This window comes from Tissierella sp. (assembly GCF_031460495.1).
Classification (GTDB): Bacteria; Bacillota; Clostridia; order Tissierellales; family Tissierellaceae; genus JAVKTS01.
In genome coordinates this window covers 339823-356589 of the sequence record NZ_JAVKTS010000002.1, presented here as the reverse complement: position 1 = coordinate 356589, position 16767 = coordinate 339823, and the positions used below count along the sequence as shown (strand labels likewise).

The 16767-nt window shown below is 33.0% G+C and carries 32 protein-coding genes; all 32 read right to left on the bottom strand.

Going from position 1 to position 16767, the window contains the following annotated elements; genetic code table 11:
• Window positions 1-6: 6 nt before the first annotated feature.
• The 32 genes from RIN63_RS05545 to RIN63_RS05390 all read right to left on the bottom strand — a co-directional run bounded on the left by RIN63_RS05545 (window position 7) and on the right by RIN63_RS05390 (window position 16761).
• Window positions 7-231, bottom strand: coding sequence for a hypothetical protein (locus RIN63_RS05545; protein ID WP_310443702.1), 225 nt, complete (start codon window positions 229-231; stop codon window positions 7-9).
• Window positions 228-578: a YopX family protein gene (locus RIN63_RS05540; RefSeq protein WP_310444102.1), complete on the bottom strand. Its 351-nt coding sequence runs from the start codon at window positions 576-578 to the stop codon at window positions 228-230. The genes RIN63_RS05545 and RIN63_RS05540 overlap by 4 nt, the downstream gene beginning before the upstream one ends.
• 104 nt (window positions 579-682) lie before the next feature.
• Window positions 683-910, bottom strand: coding sequence for a hypothetical protein (locus RIN63_RS05535; protein ID WP_310443701.1), 228 nt, complete (start codon window positions 908-910; stop codon window positions 683-685).
• The gene (locus tag RIN63_RS05530; protein ID WP_310443700.1) at window positions 911-1090 is read right to left on the bottom strand and encodes a hypothetical protein; all 180 of its coding nucleotides are present in this window, start codon (window positions 1088-1090) and stop codon (window positions 911-913) included.
• Window positions 1091-1273, bottom strand: a complete 183-nt coding sequence (locus tag RIN63_RS05525) for a hypothetical protein (RefSeq protein ID WP_310443699.1) — start codon at window positions 1271-1273, stop codon at window positions 1091-1093.
• Window positions 1274-1456, bottom strand: a complete 183-nt coding sequence (locus RIN63_RS05520; RefSeq protein WP_310443698.1) for a hypothetical protein — start codon at window positions 1454-1456, stop codon at window positions 1274-1276.
• Window positions 1456-2004: a hypothetical protein gene (locus RIN63_RS05515; protein ID WP_310443697.1), complete on the bottom strand. Its 549-nt coding sequence runs from the start codon at window positions 2002-2004 to the stop codon at window positions 1456-1458. Before RIN63_RS05515 ends, RIN63_RS05520 begins: the two co-directional genes overlap by 1 nt.
• A gap of 12 nt (window positions 2005-2016) precedes the next feature.
• Window positions 2017-2487, bottom strand: a complete 471-nt coding sequence (dut, locus tag RIN63_RS05510; protein WP_310443696.1) for a dUTP diphosphatase — start codon at window positions 2485-2487, stop codon at window positions 2017-2019.
• Window positions 2488-2775, bottom strand: coding sequence for a hypothetical protein (locus RIN63_RS05505; protein ID WP_310443694.1), 288 nt, complete (start codon window positions 2773-2775; stop codon window positions 2488-2490).
• Window positions 2776-2786: 11 nt separating this feature from the next.
• Window positions 2787-3176 (bottom strand): hypothetical protein, encoded by a 390-nt coding sequence (locus RIN63_RS05500; protein ID WP_310443693.1) that lies wholly within the window; start codon window positions 3174-3176, stop codon window positions 2787-2789.
• Entirely contained in the window at window positions 3166-3429 is a 264-nt protein-coding gene (locus tag RIN63_RS05495) for a hypothetical protein (RefSeq protein ID WP_310443692.1), read from the bottom strand. The genes RIN63_RS05500 and RIN63_RS05495 overlap by 11 nt, the downstream gene beginning before the upstream one ends.
• Before the next feature lie 76 nt (window positions 3430-3505).
• A complete protein-coding gene (locus RIN63_RS05490) occupies window positions 3506-4747 on the bottom strand; it encodes a sigma-70 family RNA polymerase sigma factor (protein WP_310443691.1) in 1242 nt (413 codons plus the stop codon).
• Window positions 4748-4792: 45 nt separating this feature from the next.
• Window positions 4793-5539 carry a hypothetical protein gene (locus tag RIN63_RS05485; RefSeq protein WP_310443690.1) on the bottom strand — a complete coding sequence of 249 codons (747 nt, stop codon included), beginning with the start codon at window positions 5537-5539 and terminating at the stop codon, window positions 4793-4795.
• A gap of 12 nt (window positions 5540-5551) precedes the next feature.
• Window positions 5552-5974, bottom strand: a complete 423-nt coding sequence (locus RIN63_RS05480; protein WP_310443689.1) for a single-stranded DNA-binding protein — start codon at window positions 5972-5974, stop codon at window positions 5552-5554.
• Window positions 5975-6106: 132 nt separating this feature from the next.
• Window positions 6107-6844, bottom strand: a complete 738-nt coding sequence (locus tag RIN63_RS05475) for a phosphoadenosine phosphosulfate reductase family protein (protein WP_310443688.1) — start codon at window positions 6842-6844, stop codon at window positions 6107-6109.
• A 191-nt stretch (window positions 6845-7035) separates the two neighbouring features.
• The gene (locus tag RIN63_RS05470; protein WP_310443687.1) at window positions 7036-7182 is read right to left on the bottom strand and encodes a hypothetical protein; all 147 of its coding nucleotides are present in this window, start codon (window positions 7180-7182) and stop codon (window positions 7036-7038) included.
• A gap of 30 nt (window positions 7183-7212) precedes the next feature.
• Complete coding sequence (locus RIN63_RS05465; RefSeq protein WP_310443685.1) at window positions 7213-7500, bottom strand: hypothetical protein; 288 nt, start codon at window positions 7498-7500, stop codon at window positions 7213-7215.
• Window positions 7501-7513: 13 nt separating this feature from the next.
• The gene (locus tag RIN63_RS05460) at window positions 7514-7777 is read right to left on the bottom strand and encodes a sporulation transcriptional regulator SpoIIID (protein ID WP_310443684.1); all 264 of its coding nucleotides are present in this window, start codon (window positions 7775-7777) and stop codon (window positions 7514-7516) included.
• A gap of 11 nt (window positions 7778-7788) precedes the next feature.
• On the bottom strand, window positions 7789-8556 hold the full coding sequence (locus RIN63_RS05455) for a DnaA ATPase domain-containing protein (protein ID WP_310443683.1): 768 nt from the start codon (window positions 8554-8556) through the stop codon (window positions 7789-7791).
• Window positions 8519-8944, bottom strand: coding sequence for a hypothetical protein (locus RIN63_RS05450; RefSeq protein ID WP_310443682.1), 426 nt, complete (start codon window positions 8942-8944; stop codon window positions 8519-8521). The genes RIN63_RS05455 and RIN63_RS05450 overlap by 38 nt, the downstream gene beginning before the upstream one ends.
• A gap of 65 nt (window positions 8945-9009) precedes the next feature.
• Window positions 9010-9504, bottom strand: a complete 495-nt coding sequence (locus RIN63_RS05445; RefSeq protein WP_310443681.1) for a hypothetical protein — start codon at window positions 9502-9504, stop codon at window positions 9010-9012.
• The gene (locus tag RIN63_RS05440) at window positions 9504-10142 is read right to left on the bottom strand and encodes a 3D domain-containing protein (protein ID WP_310443680.1); all 639 of its coding nucleotides are present in this window, start codon (window positions 10140-10142) and stop codon (window positions 9504-9506) included. Before RIN63_RS05440 ends, RIN63_RS05445 begins: the two co-directional genes overlap by 1 nt.
• Complete coding sequence (locus RIN63_RS05435) at window positions 10114-10287, bottom strand: hypothetical protein (protein WP_310443678.1); 174 nt, start codon at window positions 10285-10287, stop codon at window positions 10114-10116. The genes RIN63_RS05440 and RIN63_RS05435 overlap by 29 nt, the downstream gene beginning before the upstream one ends.
• 15 nt (window positions 10288-10302) lie before the next feature.
• Window positions 10303-11046: a hypothetical protein gene (locus RIN63_RS05430; protein ID WP_310443677.1), complete on the bottom strand. Its 744-nt coding sequence runs from the start codon at window positions 11044-11046 to the stop codon at window positions 10303-10305.
• Window positions 11047-11073: 27 nt separating this feature from the next.
• Entirely contained in the window at window positions 11074-11394 is a 321-nt protein-coding gene (locus RIN63_RS05425; protein WP_310443676.1) for a hypothetical protein, read from the bottom strand.
• Between the two features lie 11 nt (window positions 11395-11405).
• Window positions 11406-12146, bottom strand: a complete 741-nt coding sequence (locus RIN63_RS05420; protein ID WP_310443675.1) for an MBL fold metallo-hydrolase — start codon at window positions 12144-12146, stop codon at window positions 11406-11408.
• Window positions 12143-12499: a YkgJ family cysteine cluster protein gene (locus RIN63_RS05415; protein ID WP_310443674.1), complete on the bottom strand. Its 357-nt coding sequence runs from the start codon at window positions 12497-12499 to the stop codon at window positions 12143-12145. Before RIN63_RS05415 ends, RIN63_RS05420 begins: the two co-directional genes overlap by 4 nt.
• Entirely contained in the window at window positions 12499-13383 is an 885-nt protein-coding gene (locus tag RIN63_RS05410; RefSeq protein ID WP_310443672.1) for a recombinase RecT, read from the bottom strand. Before RIN63_RS05410 ends, RIN63_RS05415 begins: the two co-directional genes overlap by 1 nt.
• Entirely contained in the window at window positions 13384-13587 is a 204-nt protein-coding gene (locus tag RIN63_RS05405) for a hypothetical protein (RefSeq protein WP_310443671.1), read from the bottom strand.
• A complete protein-coding gene (locus tag RIN63_RS05400) occupies window positions 13587-15680 on the bottom strand; it encodes an AAA family ATPase (protein ID WP_310443670.1) in 2094 nt (697 codons plus the stop codon). The genes RIN63_RS05405 and RIN63_RS05400 overlap by 1 nt, the downstream gene beginning before the upstream one ends.
• The gene (locus RIN63_RS05395; protein ID WP_310443668.1) at window positions 15680-16039 is read right to left on the bottom strand and encodes a hypothetical protein; all 360 of its coding nucleotides are present in this window, start codon (window positions 16037-16039) and stop codon (window positions 15680-15682) included. Before RIN63_RS05395 ends, RIN63_RS05400 begins: the two co-directional genes overlap by 1 nt.
• Window positions 16039-16761, bottom strand: a complete 723-nt coding sequence (locus RIN63_RS05390; RefSeq protein WP_310443667.1) for a DUF5839 family protein — start codon at window positions 16759-16761, stop codon at window positions 16039-16041. The genes RIN63_RS05395 and RIN63_RS05390 overlap by 1 nt, the downstream gene beginning before the upstream one ends.
• Window positions 16762-16767: the final 6 nt, after the last annotated feature.

Here is a 16767-nt window from a genome sequence, read left to right as displayed (position 1 = left end):
GTGCTTTCATTCAAGGTCACCTTCTTTTAAATGAACAACATATCCTATATGGGTACCTGCTCTAAACTCTGGGCAATCTTTACTTTTACCCCTGCCATGCTTTTCAATATATTCAAGGTTATAAGGTGATATTTCTGTTCCTCTTTCTTCAAGGCAAATCATACAAGAATCTTCAAAGAAATTCATACACTTACTATCCATGCAAAATGAGTTTTTATATTCTGCTTTCATTGAATCACCTTCATTTCAGGATTGTCCCATCTTTTACCAATAATATCCATGAAGTGAGTATCTAGCTCTAATTCATCTTCTTTGACATTCCATAGCCATAATGAGTGATATCTTATGCCATGTTCTAACTTTTCTGCTACATACCATGCAAATTGATGCCATATCACTTCACCTGTGAACTCTCTTATTTCTTGTATTTCATCTTTGATACAGTCGGTATATGCAATTACTTTTACTTTTACGATATCCCCTTGGAATACTTTCTTTTTGTGAATATCTTTTATGCCGATGTATTGCATTAGCTCAACTTCTTCATGTTTCCAGTGTAATCTATCACAATCGCCTATATAAAACGGATTTACATCTATAAATTCTCCATTCTCCTACACTTTTTTATCCATGCTCTAAATTCAATCTCTCTCATTGGTCTAACTCCACCTCCCAATACCTCCTATAGCATTTTATCTAGCTTAATCATTTCTTGTCGCAAGAGTTTCATTCTGTCTTTCAATTCTGATTTAGGTACTTCTGGGTATGGTCTAGTTCTCCAATCTAAAGGTTCAACTTTCTCCCATTCAGTCATTTTCCTCTGAAATTCAAGGTGTCTGGTTAATTCTTCATCTACCATATCACTTAATAAACTCACTCTACATATTTGGACTTCTATTGCTTTTGACATTTACTCCACCTCGCTATATTGATTTACTTCTTCCCATTCTTCATCAGGGAAAGTATAAGCTAATTTAGATAAATTTATTTGACCGTCTATGACTTCTAGCTTAATATTAGAGTCTCGTTTTGTAATAAAAACTTTTGATGGATCTCTTTTTAATTCTTCTATGACATCTTGTTCTTTCACCTACTCCACCTCATCTTTCACATATTTTCTGCAATACTTACCATGCTGAACATCTGAAGGTATTCTTTTGTATTCCTCACATATAGTTAATAACCCTAACTTCCGATATTTGCATGTATTACACATTGGTTTCCTTCGGATATTTCTTGGTAACAGATTAAGCAAATCGAATATATCATCCATCTACTCCACCTCCCATTGATTTGTAAATTTATTTTCTATTATTTCCGATATGACTTCCATCTCTTCTTTTACTTCTTCTGCTGTAAGTATTTTTCCTCGATGGTCGGTCTTTAATTGTCCTAATGCATCTAATAATTTTTTATTTTTATAGTTATCTAGATGGATAACCTTGTTATTTTGCATTACTCCACCTCCACCAATCTCATTACTTGCATGTAAGTCTCAACTGTGATTTTAGATATGCTCTGTATCTTGTAGATGCTTTCTCTTCTTTGACATTGTGCTTGTTGCTTACTAAGAAAGTATTTTTCTTTATTCAATTCTTCCACTACCTCTGCCCAGACTTTTTTCTCTAGGTAAAATAGTCTCAATATCTTTTGTTGTAGTAGGTTTAATCTCCTATATGCTATTTCTAACTTGTCGTCCACTAGCTCTATACAGAACTTCTCCTTCTTGATAGCCTCTAATGTACTGTAATAATCACGATTTACAACTTGATGGTAACTTGTAGATGTATTCCCTGTCGAATCGGATATTTTCCCAGATGGTGGTGTGTCACTTAATACTTTATTGCCTACGACTTGTGTATAAATGTAATCATCTATTTCTTCTGAGCTTTTAACTTCGAGTGCTTTAAGCTCTAATGATAGACTTTCTTTTATTCCTTGAATCGTTGGCCATGATTTGAATAAATTCTCTGTTTGAATATAACTAATGTATTCTACTGCCATGTAGTCACCCCTTTATCTTCCTGTATGTCCAAATCCACCTTTGCCCCTCTGTGTTTCGCTTAATTCATCTACAAATAATAGTTTTGGTTGAATGTAAGGTACTATTACCATTTGTGCTACTCTATCCCCTTGGCATATTGTATAAGGCTCTTTTCCCTCATTTAGTAATCTAACCCCTATATTCCCTCTATAATCTTCATCTATCAACCCGATATCATTAATAAGAGTAATTCTACGATTGAACCCTAGCCCACTTCTTGGTATTACGAACCCACAGTAACCTTTTGGTATTTCCATTGATAGCCTAGTGTCTATATCAACTATATAAGGATATTTGTTTTTTCTATCTATTAACCTTTTAATCTTATTTTTCAATGTGTTAGGATATATAGTAACTTCGTTATTGCTCCTTAAATCTAATCCAGCTGCGTGTTCATTTGCATATGAAGGCTTTTCACCATTACATACTACTTTCATTTCCATCTACTTATCTCCCTTCCCTAAGTTATTTTTTGCTATATTGTGCATAATATCTCCTACATCCTTCATAAACTCGTATGGGTCAATCCCTTTTTCCCATTGATTGCTAAAGTCGTATAGCATTTTATCTACTGCAACATAGAGTTTCCCTAAATCCTCCAATGTAACTTCATCACCTTCAAAAGATTCATATCCTACAGTTGAATCCTTCTTGAAAACATCACCAGGTTTTACTACTTCCTTTTCTCCGATATATTTAAATCTTGTAGCTATTTTATAGTTGGTTTTCATTGGTGGCCCTCCTAATAACTATTTGTAAATTTTATTGGTTGTATCATCTCTGGTAAGAAATTAACTTCATATTTGAAACTATCTACATCTGCACCTTCTAAATCTTCAACAACCCATAGTGTCCAGTCTGTTAGACCTACTGAGTGCTTTTTATATTCATTTCTGCCTGTTTGTACAGTTGCTATAATTCGACTGCTTTGTAATTCAAATGAAAAGGCTCCAATTAATTCAAACATAGGTTTATCTGTTCTTGCATTTATAACTGTCAATCTTCTTACTACATTAAAGTTATCAGCTTCTTTTGATATGTTATGAGACACTCTATCTGATTGTCTACAACTTGCAAGTGATACCATCAACACAATTAATAATGTGATTAATATTGTTTTTTTATTTTTCATTATTTTCTCCCCTTTCCTTATATGCCTGCAATATCTTCTCTTTGGTCTTTTCGCCTACACCTTTGATTTCTAATCCCTCTAAAAACTGTACTAATTCTATCTGAACATCTACTTGTTGCCCTGTCTTTGCTCCTTCTTGAAAACCATCTTTGAAGCCTTCTTCATAGATTGTCCTAAAGAAATCCTCCATTTCCTGCCTATCATACTTCTTAATTGCTTTGAAAATCTTTCTATTCAGTAATTGCTCTTCCAAATTTCCCCTCCTTTGATTTCCTTGGAAATTACAATAGTTCTACATTGTTCTACTAGATACATCAAATTTCTATCTATTAAGCTACCTGTTGACTCTGTATCGTCAGATTAAAGTCCTTGAACCCTAATACCTTCATTGCGTTTAAAATATTCTCTAATTGGCTTGTAGCATTTTCCACTGTTAATTTAAATGTCATTGTCATGAATCCATCCGCTTGTTTTATTTCAGGCTTATTTATTACTTCTACTGGAACATCTAATCTATTTTTTATTACTGGATCTGGAGTTACATTTTCTACTGGTGATACTTTTTCTACTGAAGTTTCTATTATTTTTTCTCCCTTTGCAGCTCTGTAATATTCTATATAGTTGCGTGCTGTCGTGTAAGATACTCCCGTCTGCTTACTTATTTGGTTTGCTTTCAATTCAGTTTCCTCTGATAACTTCTTTGCTAAGATATAATTTGGTGTCTTTGATAGGTCTATTTTCCTATGTTCATCTATATATTTCTTAGCTGTTGGATATGATACTCCAGTTTGTTCTTGTATTTGAGCTGGAGTTAGTACTGTTTCAATTGCTAGTTTTTTCACCATTTCAATAGCATCTTTTGCTCTAACCATTTCTTTCTTTTCAGTCACCTCATTACCTCCTTTTAATTTTTCTTGTAAAGCTACTAAGATTCTACTTACTTGGACTTGAGTAATCCCTAATTCTTGTCCTATTTCTACTTGAGTTTTTTCCTGTAATCTAAGTTCAACTATTTTTCTAGTTCTTTTATTCAAACCTTCCATATTGTCTAGTTGACTCAGAAACATTTCAATCTCTAAATTAGAGTCGTAATCCACTTCCATGCCTAATTTATCTGCCATTGTAGTTGAACTTCCTTCATCATCAACTATCTCTCTATCTAATGAATCCATTCCTTTACACCTATAGTACTCTAGTGCATTATTTACTCTTTGTATTGGCATTTCTAATATTTCTGCTATGGTTTCTGGATTGTCATTTAGAAGTTTAGCTTCTGATATTGCGTAATAGTCTATTTTAGATTGTCTTGTAAATTTTACTGTATCTAGGTTATCTCTCAGAAATCTTCTAATCTCTCCCTGTATCATATGGAATGCATAGGTTGAAAATTGCACCTCATAAGATGGGTCAAATTTGTCATATGCTTTTATAAGTCCTATGGTACCGATAGATTTCAAATCTTCCCTGTCTATAGATGGATGTTCTGCTATCCTATTTGCATGTTTATTTACTACCATACCTACTAGCCCCATGTTCTGCTTTATAAAAGTGTCTCTATCCACTCCCTCCATAAGTACCCCCTATACATTTTCTTTTGCTTTTTATTCTTTTAACTGTTAATCCACTTCTCTAATTTTGTATTCTCCTATGCTGAAATTGACCTTTGAGAAACTTTCCCTATATCCTGATTTGCTTTGAAATGTAATATGATTGTCCGTTTCTTCAATGAATGTTCCTACAAAGTAACTATCCGTTTTTTCATTATTTGATCGTAAGATTTTTATTTCATACATCTTACCTTCAATTAAATTGGAAGGACCTTTAACCTTACTAACTAATAGTGCATTTTCTGGAATAACTATCTCCATTTCCTTAGGCATAGGTTCTATTGTTTCTTCCTTAGGTTTATCTTTTTCTTCTTTGGTTTTAATCCTCGTTAGCCAGATAAATATTTGTGCCTCGGAAAGCTTTAAATCTCTTGAAAAATCCATAACTGTTAGCTTATCTCTATTCTCAAGAAGATATTTTTCTTCTTCACTTGTGTAGCTAAAGTATGTTTTTTCTAAGTCATTTTGTGTCAAAAGTGTCTTGATTCTTTTATGAACATATTGATACGGAACTTCTAAATATATTGCTATCTTAGTTGCACTCATATAGTGATACGCTTCTTGTATAAATCTTTTATGGCGTTTAAGCTGTTCTTCATCTATTTCATTTTTTTTCAAATATTCAAGTCTTTTAATCACTGTTGAACTTATTCTGTCTAGTTTTTTAGCCATTAAATTTATGTTCTTTTTGGTTAAAATATAGGAATCTTCTTCAAATGTCCATTCTTTAACCTTTGGTTTTAGTTTAGTATTCAAATTACACACCACCTAAAAAGGAATATCATCGTTACTCGTTGGATTGAACCCTTCTATTCCTCCAAAATCTGTACTTGGTGCATTATTTGATTGTTGCTTATCTCCCCACTCCAGAAACTCAACATTAGTAGCTACAACATCAGTTGTGTAATACTTAACTCCATCTTTATCGTATGAGCCTGATTGGATTCTACCTTGAATTCCTACTAATCTACCTTTGGCTAAGAAGTTTGCACAATTCTCTCCCATTTTCCCCCAGACAACTATGTTTATAAAGTCCGCTGTTGGCTGGTTTCTGCTCTCCATCTCTTGTTTTTTCTCTTTGGATAATCCTTTCTCTACTGCTAAACTAAATTTGCAAACTGCGGTTCCTGCTGGTAAATATCTTAATTCTGGGTCCCTCGTTAATCTTCCAATCAATACAACATTATTCATTTTGCATTCCTCCATTTATAATATTTCTTTTTCTATCTGTCTTATTTCTTCTTCAGTATAGAAATTATTTAAGATGAAATTGATAATTTTTAATAAAAATTTATTTATTAACTTCATGATTCACTCCTTTTCTTAATCCCAACAATCACAAGGTATATTAAATTCATCATCTAAAAATGTGAGTTGGTTTTTATTTGCTATTACTTCATCTTTGATATCTTGCAATGTGCAATCTTTGAATACTGTATGTCCTATTTCTCTTTCCATTTCCATTGCTTTTTCAAATTGTTTAGGGTAATACATGGCTACTTGTTTAAAATGCCCCTTACCTGCCTTAAAACACGGTATGCAATTATTATGTTTCAGGTATTTGTATGGACTAGGCAATTCTATTTTCCAATCTTCTTGAATAATTCTTTTTATTTCTGTATCTGGTATTCTTCTTTCAAAAATGAGATACTGGCTTTTGATTCCTTCTTTCTCAAATCTAACAGATTGCTTTTGAACTCTCCGCCATTCGTCCATCCCATATCCATAGTGAACTGTGTAGTCAATTCCTTGCTCTGCCAATCTCTTTAGGTATTTTCTACCTGGCTTTATCTTTAAATCTGTTGTGCAAAATTGTATATGAAAACTTGGTAAACAATTGTTATCTTCTATCAGCTGCCATAAATCTCTGCCATCTTCTTCTACTGAGATTTGCATTCCTAAATATTTGGCTACTTCATTTCTAAATCTATCTGCATCTGGATCTTCTGCATATGTTGGAGTATGAAGTAGAATTGTGTTCTCTTTTCCGTATTCTTTTATTACTAAATATGCTAGGTATGAGCTGCTTGCTCCACCACTAAACATTAATATGTGCTTCAACCTTTCCACCTACTTGAGATATATTTCATCTTCAAGTAGGAACTCGCAAAGCCTTCCCATGCTTGTATTGGCTAAATACTCACGCAAGTCATATGCAAATTTTATACTTCGTTTCTACAGCAAACACGCCTTTTAAGATGTTGCCAACACCATTGACTATGATGATACTAGTCTTAGGCTCGTAACCTGCTCTAGCAGGATTTTCGGAAAAGGTCATCAGTTGAAAATATTACTTCTGCAAATTCAACTTCACCATCTTCATCTTGGTACTCTCTCCAAATCATAAACAGTGGCAATTGATATTTTCCTTTAAATCCAAATCTAATTTTAGTTTTCAATTAATCCCTCCTTTACTCTGTAAAACATCATTAAATCAATGTTAATTCTTCATTCCATTTGTTATTAAATTCTTTAACTTTATTACCTACAAGTTTTTTATATTCACTCATATCTGCTTCATCTTTAATTAACTCATACACTACTGATGTTCCACCTTTTGTAGTCTTATTAATTCTGTTGACCTTGAAACCTTTATTACACTCATTTATATAGATTAACAAAGCAGCATAGTCAAAACTTTTTTCATCTGATTTCTTTAGAGCTAAATTAATACCACTAAATGTTTTAGTGAAATTCATCACTTGGTAATCTTTCAAGTCATCCCTCCTATCATTTCATGCTCTCAAATTTTTCCTTTGTGGCTAATCCCCCCCTAAGGTTTTTCTCCTCCCAATTTACCTCTAAAATCACACTAACATCCTCATACAAGTTGAGATTTATATCTTTAAGCCTAACTACTAAATCCTTATGAGTTGTTGATTTAGATACTCCAAATTTTCTAGCCGTTTCTCTTACGGTGGAATTATTTTCTATAAGGTAATTTGCTGAATCTATTACTCTTTGCTCTATAAGAGCTTTATTCCTGCTCTTCACAAAGTCACCCCCTATTCTAATAACAATCTTTGTAATTCTTCATTTTCTGACTTTGCTATCTTAGTTCTTATGCTTTCCTCTGGGAAATGCACTGGTATTGCCATTTTCTCAATTCTATTTCTTATCCTGTCGTCATGTCTTAATTCATCTATTGTGGAGTTAGAAGTAAATAATGTAACTTTTTTACCTATCATCCTGCCATTTAAGATAGAGTAAAATGTTGTTTTTACCCATGCACTTGGGTCCTCTACCCCTACATCATCTAGGATTAAAACTTCAACTTCTTTAATAGAATTTATTAAATCACTTTCTGTAATTTTGCTATCCTTATTAAATGTTTTCTTGATTTCATTTAATAAATCTATTGTTGTGATATATTTAACTCCTATTCTTTTTGTCTTTATTAGTGCATTTCCTATACTTGCCATTAATCTTGTTTTCCCACTACCCTTAATTTCACTGTAGAAGTATAAGCCCTTGCCCTCATCTTTGAATCTGTTATAGTTTTTAATAAAATTGACTGCTACTTTTTTAGCTGTTGCAGCTTTAGATCTATTTACATCCGTTGAATAGCAATCGATTTCAAAACTATTTACTGTTAATTCTTTGAATTCCTCAGGAATATTAGCAAATTGAAGTTTCTTATCCATAATCTGGTCATAATAACATTTACACATTGTAGCTGTGTTTAGTTCTATATTCAATATCAGTCCAGAACCATCACAATTTTCATAAGGACAATTAAAAGTCAACTTCTCCGATTGTTCCGACACTTCCATCTGGTCCAATAAGCCCTTCTTCTCTAGCGATTCTTTCAAGTCTAAGACTTTCTTCTGAAGGTCCTCCGCACTTTTCGGATTTCCCATTATGTCCTTTATGCTCTCCACTTTCATTCACCCCTTTATAAACTTCTTCATCCTTAGCATTTCTCATAATGCCATAACAGTAATTCTCTCTTTTATCGTGATATTTAGGATTATTGATATAGACATTTAACCCATATATAACTGTATCTGGCTTGAACTTCTCCCACTCTGTATAGATTTTTAGGATTACACTATCAGCGATTCTGCCGTTTTTTCTAGTCCATCTAAGGATGTCAAAATATTCATCTAATATTTTTAAATGTGAATCTGAATACCTAAGTCGCAAATTTCTAATTTGCATAGAAGGTGTTTTTTCTTCTAAAATTTCTTCTAACTCTTCTTCGTTTTCTTCCTCCTCATTTCCCCCTATTGGATTAGGATTGGATTCGGATTCGGATTCGGATTCGGATTGGATTGGATTGGATTGGATTGGATTACGGGGACATTTGCTTTCAAATGATTTCCCTTGATATCATCTGATATCATTTGATTTCCATTTTCGTCAAACGATATAATCTTAACTCCTTTGTCATCAAGTGAAGGAAACTTACTTCTCTTTGACCTTACTTGCTGATGTTTTTCCCATGTTTTCATTTGTAAGTATTCAGAACCTTCAAATTCATATACAATTATTAAATGTAATTGACTCAATTTTTTTAACCAATTGCTAATTTCATCATCAGTCACTTCATCAATTTTTAATGGAAAGCATTTGGCTCTTAAAATTGTGGGTCTAGCATCAAATCTTCCATAATCATCACAGTTTACAATTAGTCTATAAAAGAAGATTTCTTCTTTGGAAGATAAACTTTCAATTGTTGAGCTAGTACAAATAGATTCTTTAAGTATTCGGTTTGGCATTAATCACCACCCCATTCTAGTATCTTGATTTCTTGATTCTTAACCCCAAAATTCATAGCCTCAGGATATGTGTTGTGAAACAAGTCAATCCTGATATTATTATCATCATTTCTTAATGCTCCGCCTGTATCTCCTATCTCTACAATTCCATATCCAGGTACTTCTAACTTCGTTCCATATGGAAGTTTTTTAGGATCTGCAGCTGCAATATTTCTCCCCACTCTACGACCTATACTTGTCCTAGTCGGATTTCCTTCGGCTTGTTGACCATCTCTATTATCTAGTGGTGAATAAGCCGTCAATTTGGCTCTAATAGTTCTTAGTTGCTCATTTTCTTCCTGAAGCTCTAGAGTATCTTTCTCTAATATGTCTATTTGCTGAGTGAGGTTTAACTCTAACTCTTCTTTTAGTTCCAATATTTCTTCATATAGTTGTTTCTGTCTTAACAAGTTTTCCTTTTGTGCATTTAATTCTTCTATTTCAATCTCCATCTTTACTATTTCCACCTTATGCTCATTGATTACTGTTTTTAATGCTCCTATGGATATTACTAATATTAAGAAATATAAAATATAAGACTTGGTATCTCTATTAATTGTCCTCACCCCTTTATTTACTTGGTTGAAGGTTACACTCATTTAACTGCTTTTCCATTTCTCTTAAAACAATCTCTCTTGCCCTATTTTGCAACTCGTGTAAAGGTGTATCAGGAGTACATATAACCCAAACCTTGATGGGGTCTTCTACATATAAGCAATTTATAGTTACATATCTACCAAACATCGATATCGCTCTCCTTTAATCAAATGATGCTTCTGGCTGTGCTTCAACTTCCACTTCATCATTTTCATATACCATATCAATAATTATCTTTGTACTTGCTTGATCTAATCTCATTAAGAATATTTCAAGTGCATCTAATCGTCTTAATGATGAAATATTATGAGTGTTTTCATAACTAATATTCCAACCCTCATCTTTGCTATTTTCCCATTTGCTAATTCTTATTTCTAAATTCATTTCTTCGTCTTTTTCACATTCAAATATTAGTCTCGCATATTTATAAATACTCCAGCTTCTATCTTCCTCATACTCGACTTCTAGGGTAACATTTGCGTAATTATAACTAACTCCATCGTCGTAACATATCCCCAATTCGGAAGTATCTATATCTTTAGCTACACGCTTTTTCCATACATCGAATATTTCTGAAACTTTTATTGTTTTTCTTTCTTCAACCATCATTAAATCCTTGAAATTCTCCAACATCTTCTTATTATCTAGTGATGTATTTTTCAATATCTCTACTAAGACTGTATCTAGTTTCAAGATGTAATTTGAGTAATCATAGTTCTCTAGGTAAGGCACTATTACAGATTCTATTTTTTCCTTAATAACCTTCTTGGCTGCTCCACCATAGCTGAATAAATCGTCAAGTGATTTCCTTATGACTTTTTCTAATTCTTCTGCAATTACCTTTTCAATAATGCCATCTTCAATTTTTTTAGTTATAACATCTTTGATACTGTTTTCTAAGTTCACAATAATTCCCCCTATTTTTTATTTTCCTTATCCAAAGATTTCTTTTATTAATTCAGTTTCCTTCTGTTCTGCCTCTCTGTAGAAATGTGTATCTCTGCCTTTTTTGGTTAGTACATATCCCAAATATGGAGGATAAGGCTCATCTTCACTTGAAATATCAACGCATACCAATTCGACCATTCCTTGATTTTTCAATTCATCAATATATTTCTTCACCTGATAACGACTTGTCTTTAAAAGGCTTGCAATATTGACAATATTTATGCAATCGAAAGTATTCATTACACTAACGCTAATACCTACGAGTAACTTATATACATCTTCTTGAGTTATTTTTCTGTACTTCATTTCATCAACTCCTAATACGGAAATAACTGTAGGTCTAAAATTAACCCCTTATCCGCAATCTTTGGTGTAATCCCAGTTACTTCCTCAATCCCTTTTATCATCTGCTTAGAATCGCTATTACGGTCTGAAAGATGTAAGAGTATAATCTCTCTGCAATCCATTAAGTCATTAGCCTTTAGGAACTCTTTTACATTCTCTAAACTAAAGTGACTTTGTAGTAGCCTAGGTTTCATAGATTCTGGTATATATCCGTTTTCTATATTTGAATCTAGAGTTTCCTTGATGTAGTTGCACTCTATGAGAATGTAGTTTAAATCCTTGAATTTGTATTTACTGTAGTAGCTGTCAGTGATAAATAATAACTTTTCTTTTGTAGGTTTATACTGAATTAGAAAGCCTAGTGGCTCTTGAGCATCGTGTTCAACATCAAAAGGTAATATCATAAAGTCATCTACATAAAACTGCTTTCCACTTCTAATGAGATTCATTCTATGGTTAAACATAGGCCATAAATCCATAGTTCCACCACTCATATAAACATCAATTCCAGCTTTCATCACATCATCTACTGCCTTTGAGTGGTCTTTGTGTTCGTGACTGACTAAACACCCTACTACTTTTGATATGTCATAATTCAAGCCTTTTAATATTTCTCTCCAAGGGATTCCTGCCTCAATTAGCAGGCTCCCTGTTGGAGATTCAAGGATGTATGAGTTGCCTTTACTTCCACTAGCTAAGACTTTTAGCTTCATTCACCCCACCTCACAAAGTTTAATAATTCTGGCTTATCAGTAAAACTCTCATTCAGAAACTTAACTCCATCAATGTCAGATGAGTTACCTTTGCTACAAACCAATCCTTCAGCTACTCCCATCAACCTACATACTAGTGGTCTAACTGGATATATAAGGCACTTCTTTTCCTCTTCATCCCTAAGCATGCAAGTTAAACTCCTAACCTCTCCTAGTTGATTCATTAACTCTGGATTATCTTTTAGGTACTTCTTGATATTTTCTATTTCCTTTTTATTAGCTGGAACAGGACCACAACATTCACCACAATTACTGCAATTCTTGTGCTTTGGGATATTTAACAAGTCATACATTAATATCCTGGTTCCTTTTCATTTTCTTCTTCCACTATCTCTGATTCTTCAATTTCTTCTATTTCACCCTCAATGATTTCTCCACTTTCAAAGTCGATATACTCTTGATTTGCATTTTCCTCAATAATCATTTCTGTTTCAGCTTCAGCTATTTCACTATCCAATGCCTTTGCAAATTTAGCTGTTATGTTGCTATCACTAGAACTATTAATCACATACTTACAAACCTTATTTATAGCTGTCTTTTCTGCCATATCAGCCGTGAATTGTGCATGAGTGGAGTATGGCTTAATATTGCCTTTATCATCAACTGGCTTCATTGAGGATTTGCTCCATGCCTGTTTAATCTGGTCGAATGTCATAACCGTTGACAATTCAGTTCCATCTTTGTATAGGATTGTCCCATAAGCACCCACAATTTTATCTTTATTGATGTTTCCTAGCTTTTGAATATGCTTAACTATTCTTTCTTTACCATGTTTGATTTCATATTCAAAATCATCATCTTGGTATATTGCCTTTCCATATATGTCTTGAATATTAGGATCTACCATCTTAGCTACATGCATTGCACCAAAGTAAGACCTGTGTAATTGCAACTTATTTCCGTATGCTATAAAGTAGCATTGTTTTTTATCGGGGTTAAGTCCTTGAACCGTCATTGACAGAAGTGCATTTGCTATGCTTGGAGTAGTACAACTTTGCAACACTGGTTTCTTATCTCTATCAACAGTTTCCTGTAACATAAGGTATGCCGATTTTAAAGCATTTTCTGGTATATAGTTTTCTGGGAATACTAATTCTCCTTTATCTTGAAATCCTTTTACTTTGCCTGCTACAATATCAACAACATTTTTCTCTACTACTGCTACTTGATTTGACATTTAACATTCCTCCTGTCTTTCCAATATTTTTAATATTTCTTCATCTTTTCCATTTAATATGCTTATTGCTTCTCTATCTGACAGATTAAATTTGTCTCTCAACTCTCTACCTAATTCTTTGAAGTCATTTGCTTTAAATCCATTGGATTTTACTGTTTCCATTTTATTTTGGTATTCCCTTATATCTGATATTATTAATTTCACTATTCCCTAACCTCCACTCTTAAAGTTTTATTTCTGTCATTCCTAATTTTTTTAGCCGTTTCCTTATCTCCGTATTTTGATATCAAGGTATCTTGTACCTCTTTGTCTAGTTCATCCCATGTAGGTGGCTTAATTAAATTGATTATTTGGCTATCAGTTTCCATTATTTTACTGACTGATTCACGATTGTCCACAAATATTGGAGCCATAACTCCATAGAATTTAGATAAAGCTTGTATTATATCTAACCCTGCATTTATCTTCCCTGCTAAATTACCATCTTCAAATTTGACATATGCTCCATTGGTATTTACTAAGGCAATGCAAGTATCTTTTATGCCATCATTGGTGATATTTTCCTCAAATAGCTTGAATTTCACATGCTTAAATTGACTATTGATACTATCCTCTAGCAAGTTAACCTTGGCTACTGTAAATCGCTCTAAGAGGAATTTATGACCTTCTAATTCGGCTATGAGTGAAGATACTCTTTTTTCTTCTGCTTTAAGTTCTTCTATCCTAGCTTTTTTCTTTTCTACTTCTGATTTGCCATTAAGAATTTTATTAAGTTCATCAATCTGGGCTTGAATATCTGATTTTCTAGCCAATAACTCTGATGATTTATCTTCTACTGGCTTATCTAATTCAGCTTGGAGTGCATACATTTTATGGAACAATACAGTATAATCTGCATATTTACTATAATCTGGTTCTGGAACTGGCTTTGATATTTCTTTGTTTAGTTCATCTATTGTAATAGTAATCTCTTTTAGATTTCCTTCTTTGACCGATAATTCATTTTTCAAATCGTCTAAAGTAGATTTAGCTTTCTCTGTCCTTTCTTTTAATGATGTGCCTTCTACCTTATTTGCATTGATTTTACATTGAAGTAAACTTAGTCTAGAATTCTTTTCTTTCTCAAAATTAACTTTCAGTTCCTCCATTTGGGATTCAATGATTTCTTCAGGAGCATCTCGTCCGCAAGTCGGGCAGCTTTTATTTAAATCTGGAACAATAAACTCTTCTGACCTTATTTCTAAGTCCTTGTCGTTTAATTCTCTCCATGTATTTAGCAAGCTTTGTCTAGTAACTGAATTGAACTCTAAAGTTCTATTAGCATCGTCTATTTGCATTTTTAAGTTGTCTATCCCAGATTTGATAAGATATTGTCCACCTTGTAACTCTGTTTTTTTATCAATGAGTTTTTTTATATCTGTTCCTGATTCTTCATTAACCTTTGCCTTTACTTCTTCTAGTTTAGATTTAAGTGAATATAATTCTTGGTGTTTTTTATTTAGTTCATTAGTCTTATTAGCTGCATTAGTCATCATAGATTCAACTGTAGCTAATTCATCCCTGTAATCCTTTAAATCTTCTTCTATAGCTGTATAATCAGGTTCTTCCTGAGGTAATGACCTAGTCAGTTCATCTATTCTAGGTGGAAGATTATCTCTTTCCTTCTTAAATCCTTTGAGTTTATCTGCTAGGACTAATTTGTAATCTTCAATGCTTTTACCATTAAGAATATCTGTTAATTTTGAAAGGCCTTCATCTGAAGCTATTACTTCTTCATCTGTTCTGTTACCAGATATCTCTAGCAAGATTTTTCTTCTTTCTTCCCATTTCAGTTTGGTGTTAAAATATAAAGGATTGGTTATCATTTTGAATATATTTTCATTGATTAAACTGTCTATTTTTTCTTTGTACTCTGTAGCCTTTTGAGGTACTTCGTCATACCAATATGAAGCGGTATTGCCTGTTAATTCGGCTGTATCTGAACCCCTTTTAGTAACCCATTTTTCCTCTTGCATTTTCTTTATTTTCAATGGTTTTCCATCTATTAACATTTCAGCTTCTACTTCTGTTTGTAGATGGTGAATATCTTGTCCTAGTTCGTCTTGTGGCTTGACTGTAAAAGTTGTGTTGTCGTTGCTGTCTTTTGAAAAAAGTAACCATAGGAATCCGTCCATTAAAGTTGTTTTGCCTTTGCCATTGTCTGCAAATACTGAAACATTTTTACCATCTGCTGTTAGCTTGAAATCCTTGATACCTTTGAAATTCTTTAGATGTAGGTAATTTAATTTGATATTCATTAAAACTCACCTGCCTTTGGTGGTTTGTAGCTTTTCATAATCTTAGCTATATTTTCCATAGCTTTATCTAAGCTTTCGTTTGTAAATGAAGTTGATTCACCCATTTGAATTACATGAATCTCTTGTCCTTGAAATCCCCCTATTTCCCCCAAGGTTTCTTTACTTATTACTCCACCATTTGCTACTGGATAGGCTGTATCTACTAAATCCTTTAATAGGTCTACTACAAAATGCATTTGAGTTGCTTTTTCACCTTTATTTGGGCTGTAAGCTACTTCTTTATTCATAGTGTTAAATAAATCAGCAGTAAGCCTAACTAGATGTGGTATTTGTCCTGGGCTAATTTGATATTTTTTCATTATCTAAATCTCCTCTCATAGTCACATACTTCTACAAGCTTCCTAATTTCTTTGGTTTTTTCGTCATGCTCATACTCCGCTGTTTCTCTAACTTCTACATACTGCCTTCCTTTAACTGTGTCTACTTCAGCAATATCTCCAGCTCTGAAATCAAGATATTCAAATTCTTTTGGAACTCTCCATGTGTAAATCTTTGTACTTCCAAAATGTACTGCATGGATGTATTTGGTCATTTTTTTATTGATTATTCGAATGATAGGAAAAGATGAATAATTTTCATACCCTCTAAAAAAATTCATTATTTCAATATGGTTTGCTCTTAACCAATCTTCTTTAAATATTATTTTAGAAACGCTTTCTATTATGCTAAATGTTTTAGACCATGCGTAACCTGAATATTTCGAGTTAATACTCTCGCAAGACCTTTCTCCTGATACCATTCCCCAATCATTAAAACATTCAAAATAAGCAATATCTCCTTCTTTTAGACCTCTCTTTTTAAATTCATCTAAAGTCATAGTATTCATCTGCTCAGCTAATCCTTGTATATTTGCATCAGACCAAGACCAACGCCTATTATCTTCTTTCATATAATAAGACCTTCCCATGATTCTATCTATTGTCATTACAGTCCCTAAATACTTATCCATAGCCCCATTATCTGCCATATTTGTCATTCTTTTTGATACAATTCTCACTTTGTCTCCAGCTTTATATTTCACTTGCTA

Excerpts from the sequence above, each read along its gene's own strand:
- RIN63_RS05515 (WP_310443697.1), bottom strand. The coding sequence starts at position 2,004 with ATGGCAGTAGAATACATTAGTTATATTCAAACAGAGAATTTATTCAAA.
- RIN63_RS05525 (WP_310443699.1), bottom strand. The coding sequence starts at position 1,273 with ATGGATGATATATTCGATTTGCTTAATCTGTTACCAAGAAATATCCGA.
- RIN63_RS05480 (WP_310443689.1), bottom strand. The coding sequence starts at position 5,974 with ATGAATAATGTTGTATTGATTGGAAGATTAACGAGGGACCCAGAATTA.
- RIN63_RS05410 (WP_310443672.1), bottom strand. The coding sequence starts at position 13,383 with ATGTCAAATCAAGTAGCAGTAGTAGAGAAAAATGTTGTTGATATTGTA.
- RIN63_RS05535 (WP_310443701.1), bottom strand. The coding sequence starts at position 910 with ATGTCAAAAGCAATAGAAGTCCAAATATGTAGAGTGAGTTTATTAAGT.
- RIN63_RS05450 (WP_310443682.1), bottom strand. The coding sequence starts at position 8,944 with ATGCAAATTAGAAATTTGCGACTTAGGTATTCAGATTCACATTTAAAA.
- RIN63_RS05395 (WP_310443668.1), bottom strand. The coding sequence starts at position 16,039 with ATGAAAAAATATCAAATTAGCCCAGGACAAATACCACATCTAGTTAGG.
- dut (WP_310443696.1), bottom strand. The coding sequence starts at position 2,487 with ATGGAAATGAAAGTAGTATGTAATGGTGAAAAGCCTTCATATGCAAAT.
- RIN63_RS05455 (WP_310443683.1), bottom strand. The coding sequence starts at position 8,556 with ATGGAAGTGTCGGAACAATCGGAGAAGTTGACTTTTAATTGTCCTTAT.
- RIN63_RS05545 (WP_310443702.1), bottom strand. The coding sequence starts at position 231 with ATGAAAGCAGAATATAAAAACTCATTTTGCATGGATAGTAAGTGTATG.
- RIN63_RS05505 (WP_310443694.1), bottom strand. The coding sequence starts at position 2,775 with ATGAAAACCAACTATAAAATAGCTACAAGATTTAAATATATCGGAGAA.
- RIN63_RS05425 (WP_310443676.1), bottom strand. The coding sequence starts at position 11,394 with ATGAAGTACAGAAAAATAACTCAAGAAGATGTATATAAGTTACTCGTA.
- RIN63_RS05420 (WP_310443675.1), bottom strand. The coding sequence starts at position 12,146 with ATGAAGCTAAAAGTCTTAGCTAGTGGAAGTAAAGGCAACTCATACATC.
- RIN63_RS05440 (WP_310443680.1), bottom strand. The coding sequence starts at position 10,142 with ATGAGTGTAACCTTCAACCAAGTAAATAAAGGGGTGAGGACAATTAAT.
- RIN63_RS05520 (WP_310443698.1), bottom strand. The coding sequence starts at position 1,456 with ATGCAAAATAACAAGGTTATCCATCTAGATAACTATAAAAATAAAAAA.
- RIN63_RS05415 (WP_310443674.1), bottom strand. The coding sequence starts at position 12,499 with ATGTATGACTTGTTAAATATCCCAAAGCACAAGAATTGCAGTAATTGT.
- RIN63_RS05400 (WP_310443670.1), bottom strand. The coding sequence starts at position 15,680 with ATGAATATCAAATTAAATTACCTACATCTAAAGAATTTCAAAGGTATC.
- RIN63_RS05500 (WP_310443693.1), bottom strand. The coding sequence starts at position 3,176 with ATGAAAAATAAAAAAACAATATTAATCACATTATTAATTGTGTTGATG.
- RIN63_RS05445 (WP_310443681.1), bottom strand. The coding sequence starts at position 9,504 with ATGCCAAACCGAATACTTAAAGAATCTATTTGTACTAGCTCAACAATT.
- RIN63_RS05490 (WP_310443691.1), bottom strand. The coding sequence starts at position 4,747 with ATGGAGGGAGTGGATAGAGACACTTTTATAAAGCAGAACATGGGGCTA.
- RIN63_RS05435 (WP_310443678.1), bottom strand. The coding sequence starts at position 10,287 with ATGTTTGGTAGATATGTAACTATAAATTGCTTATATGTAGAAGACCCC.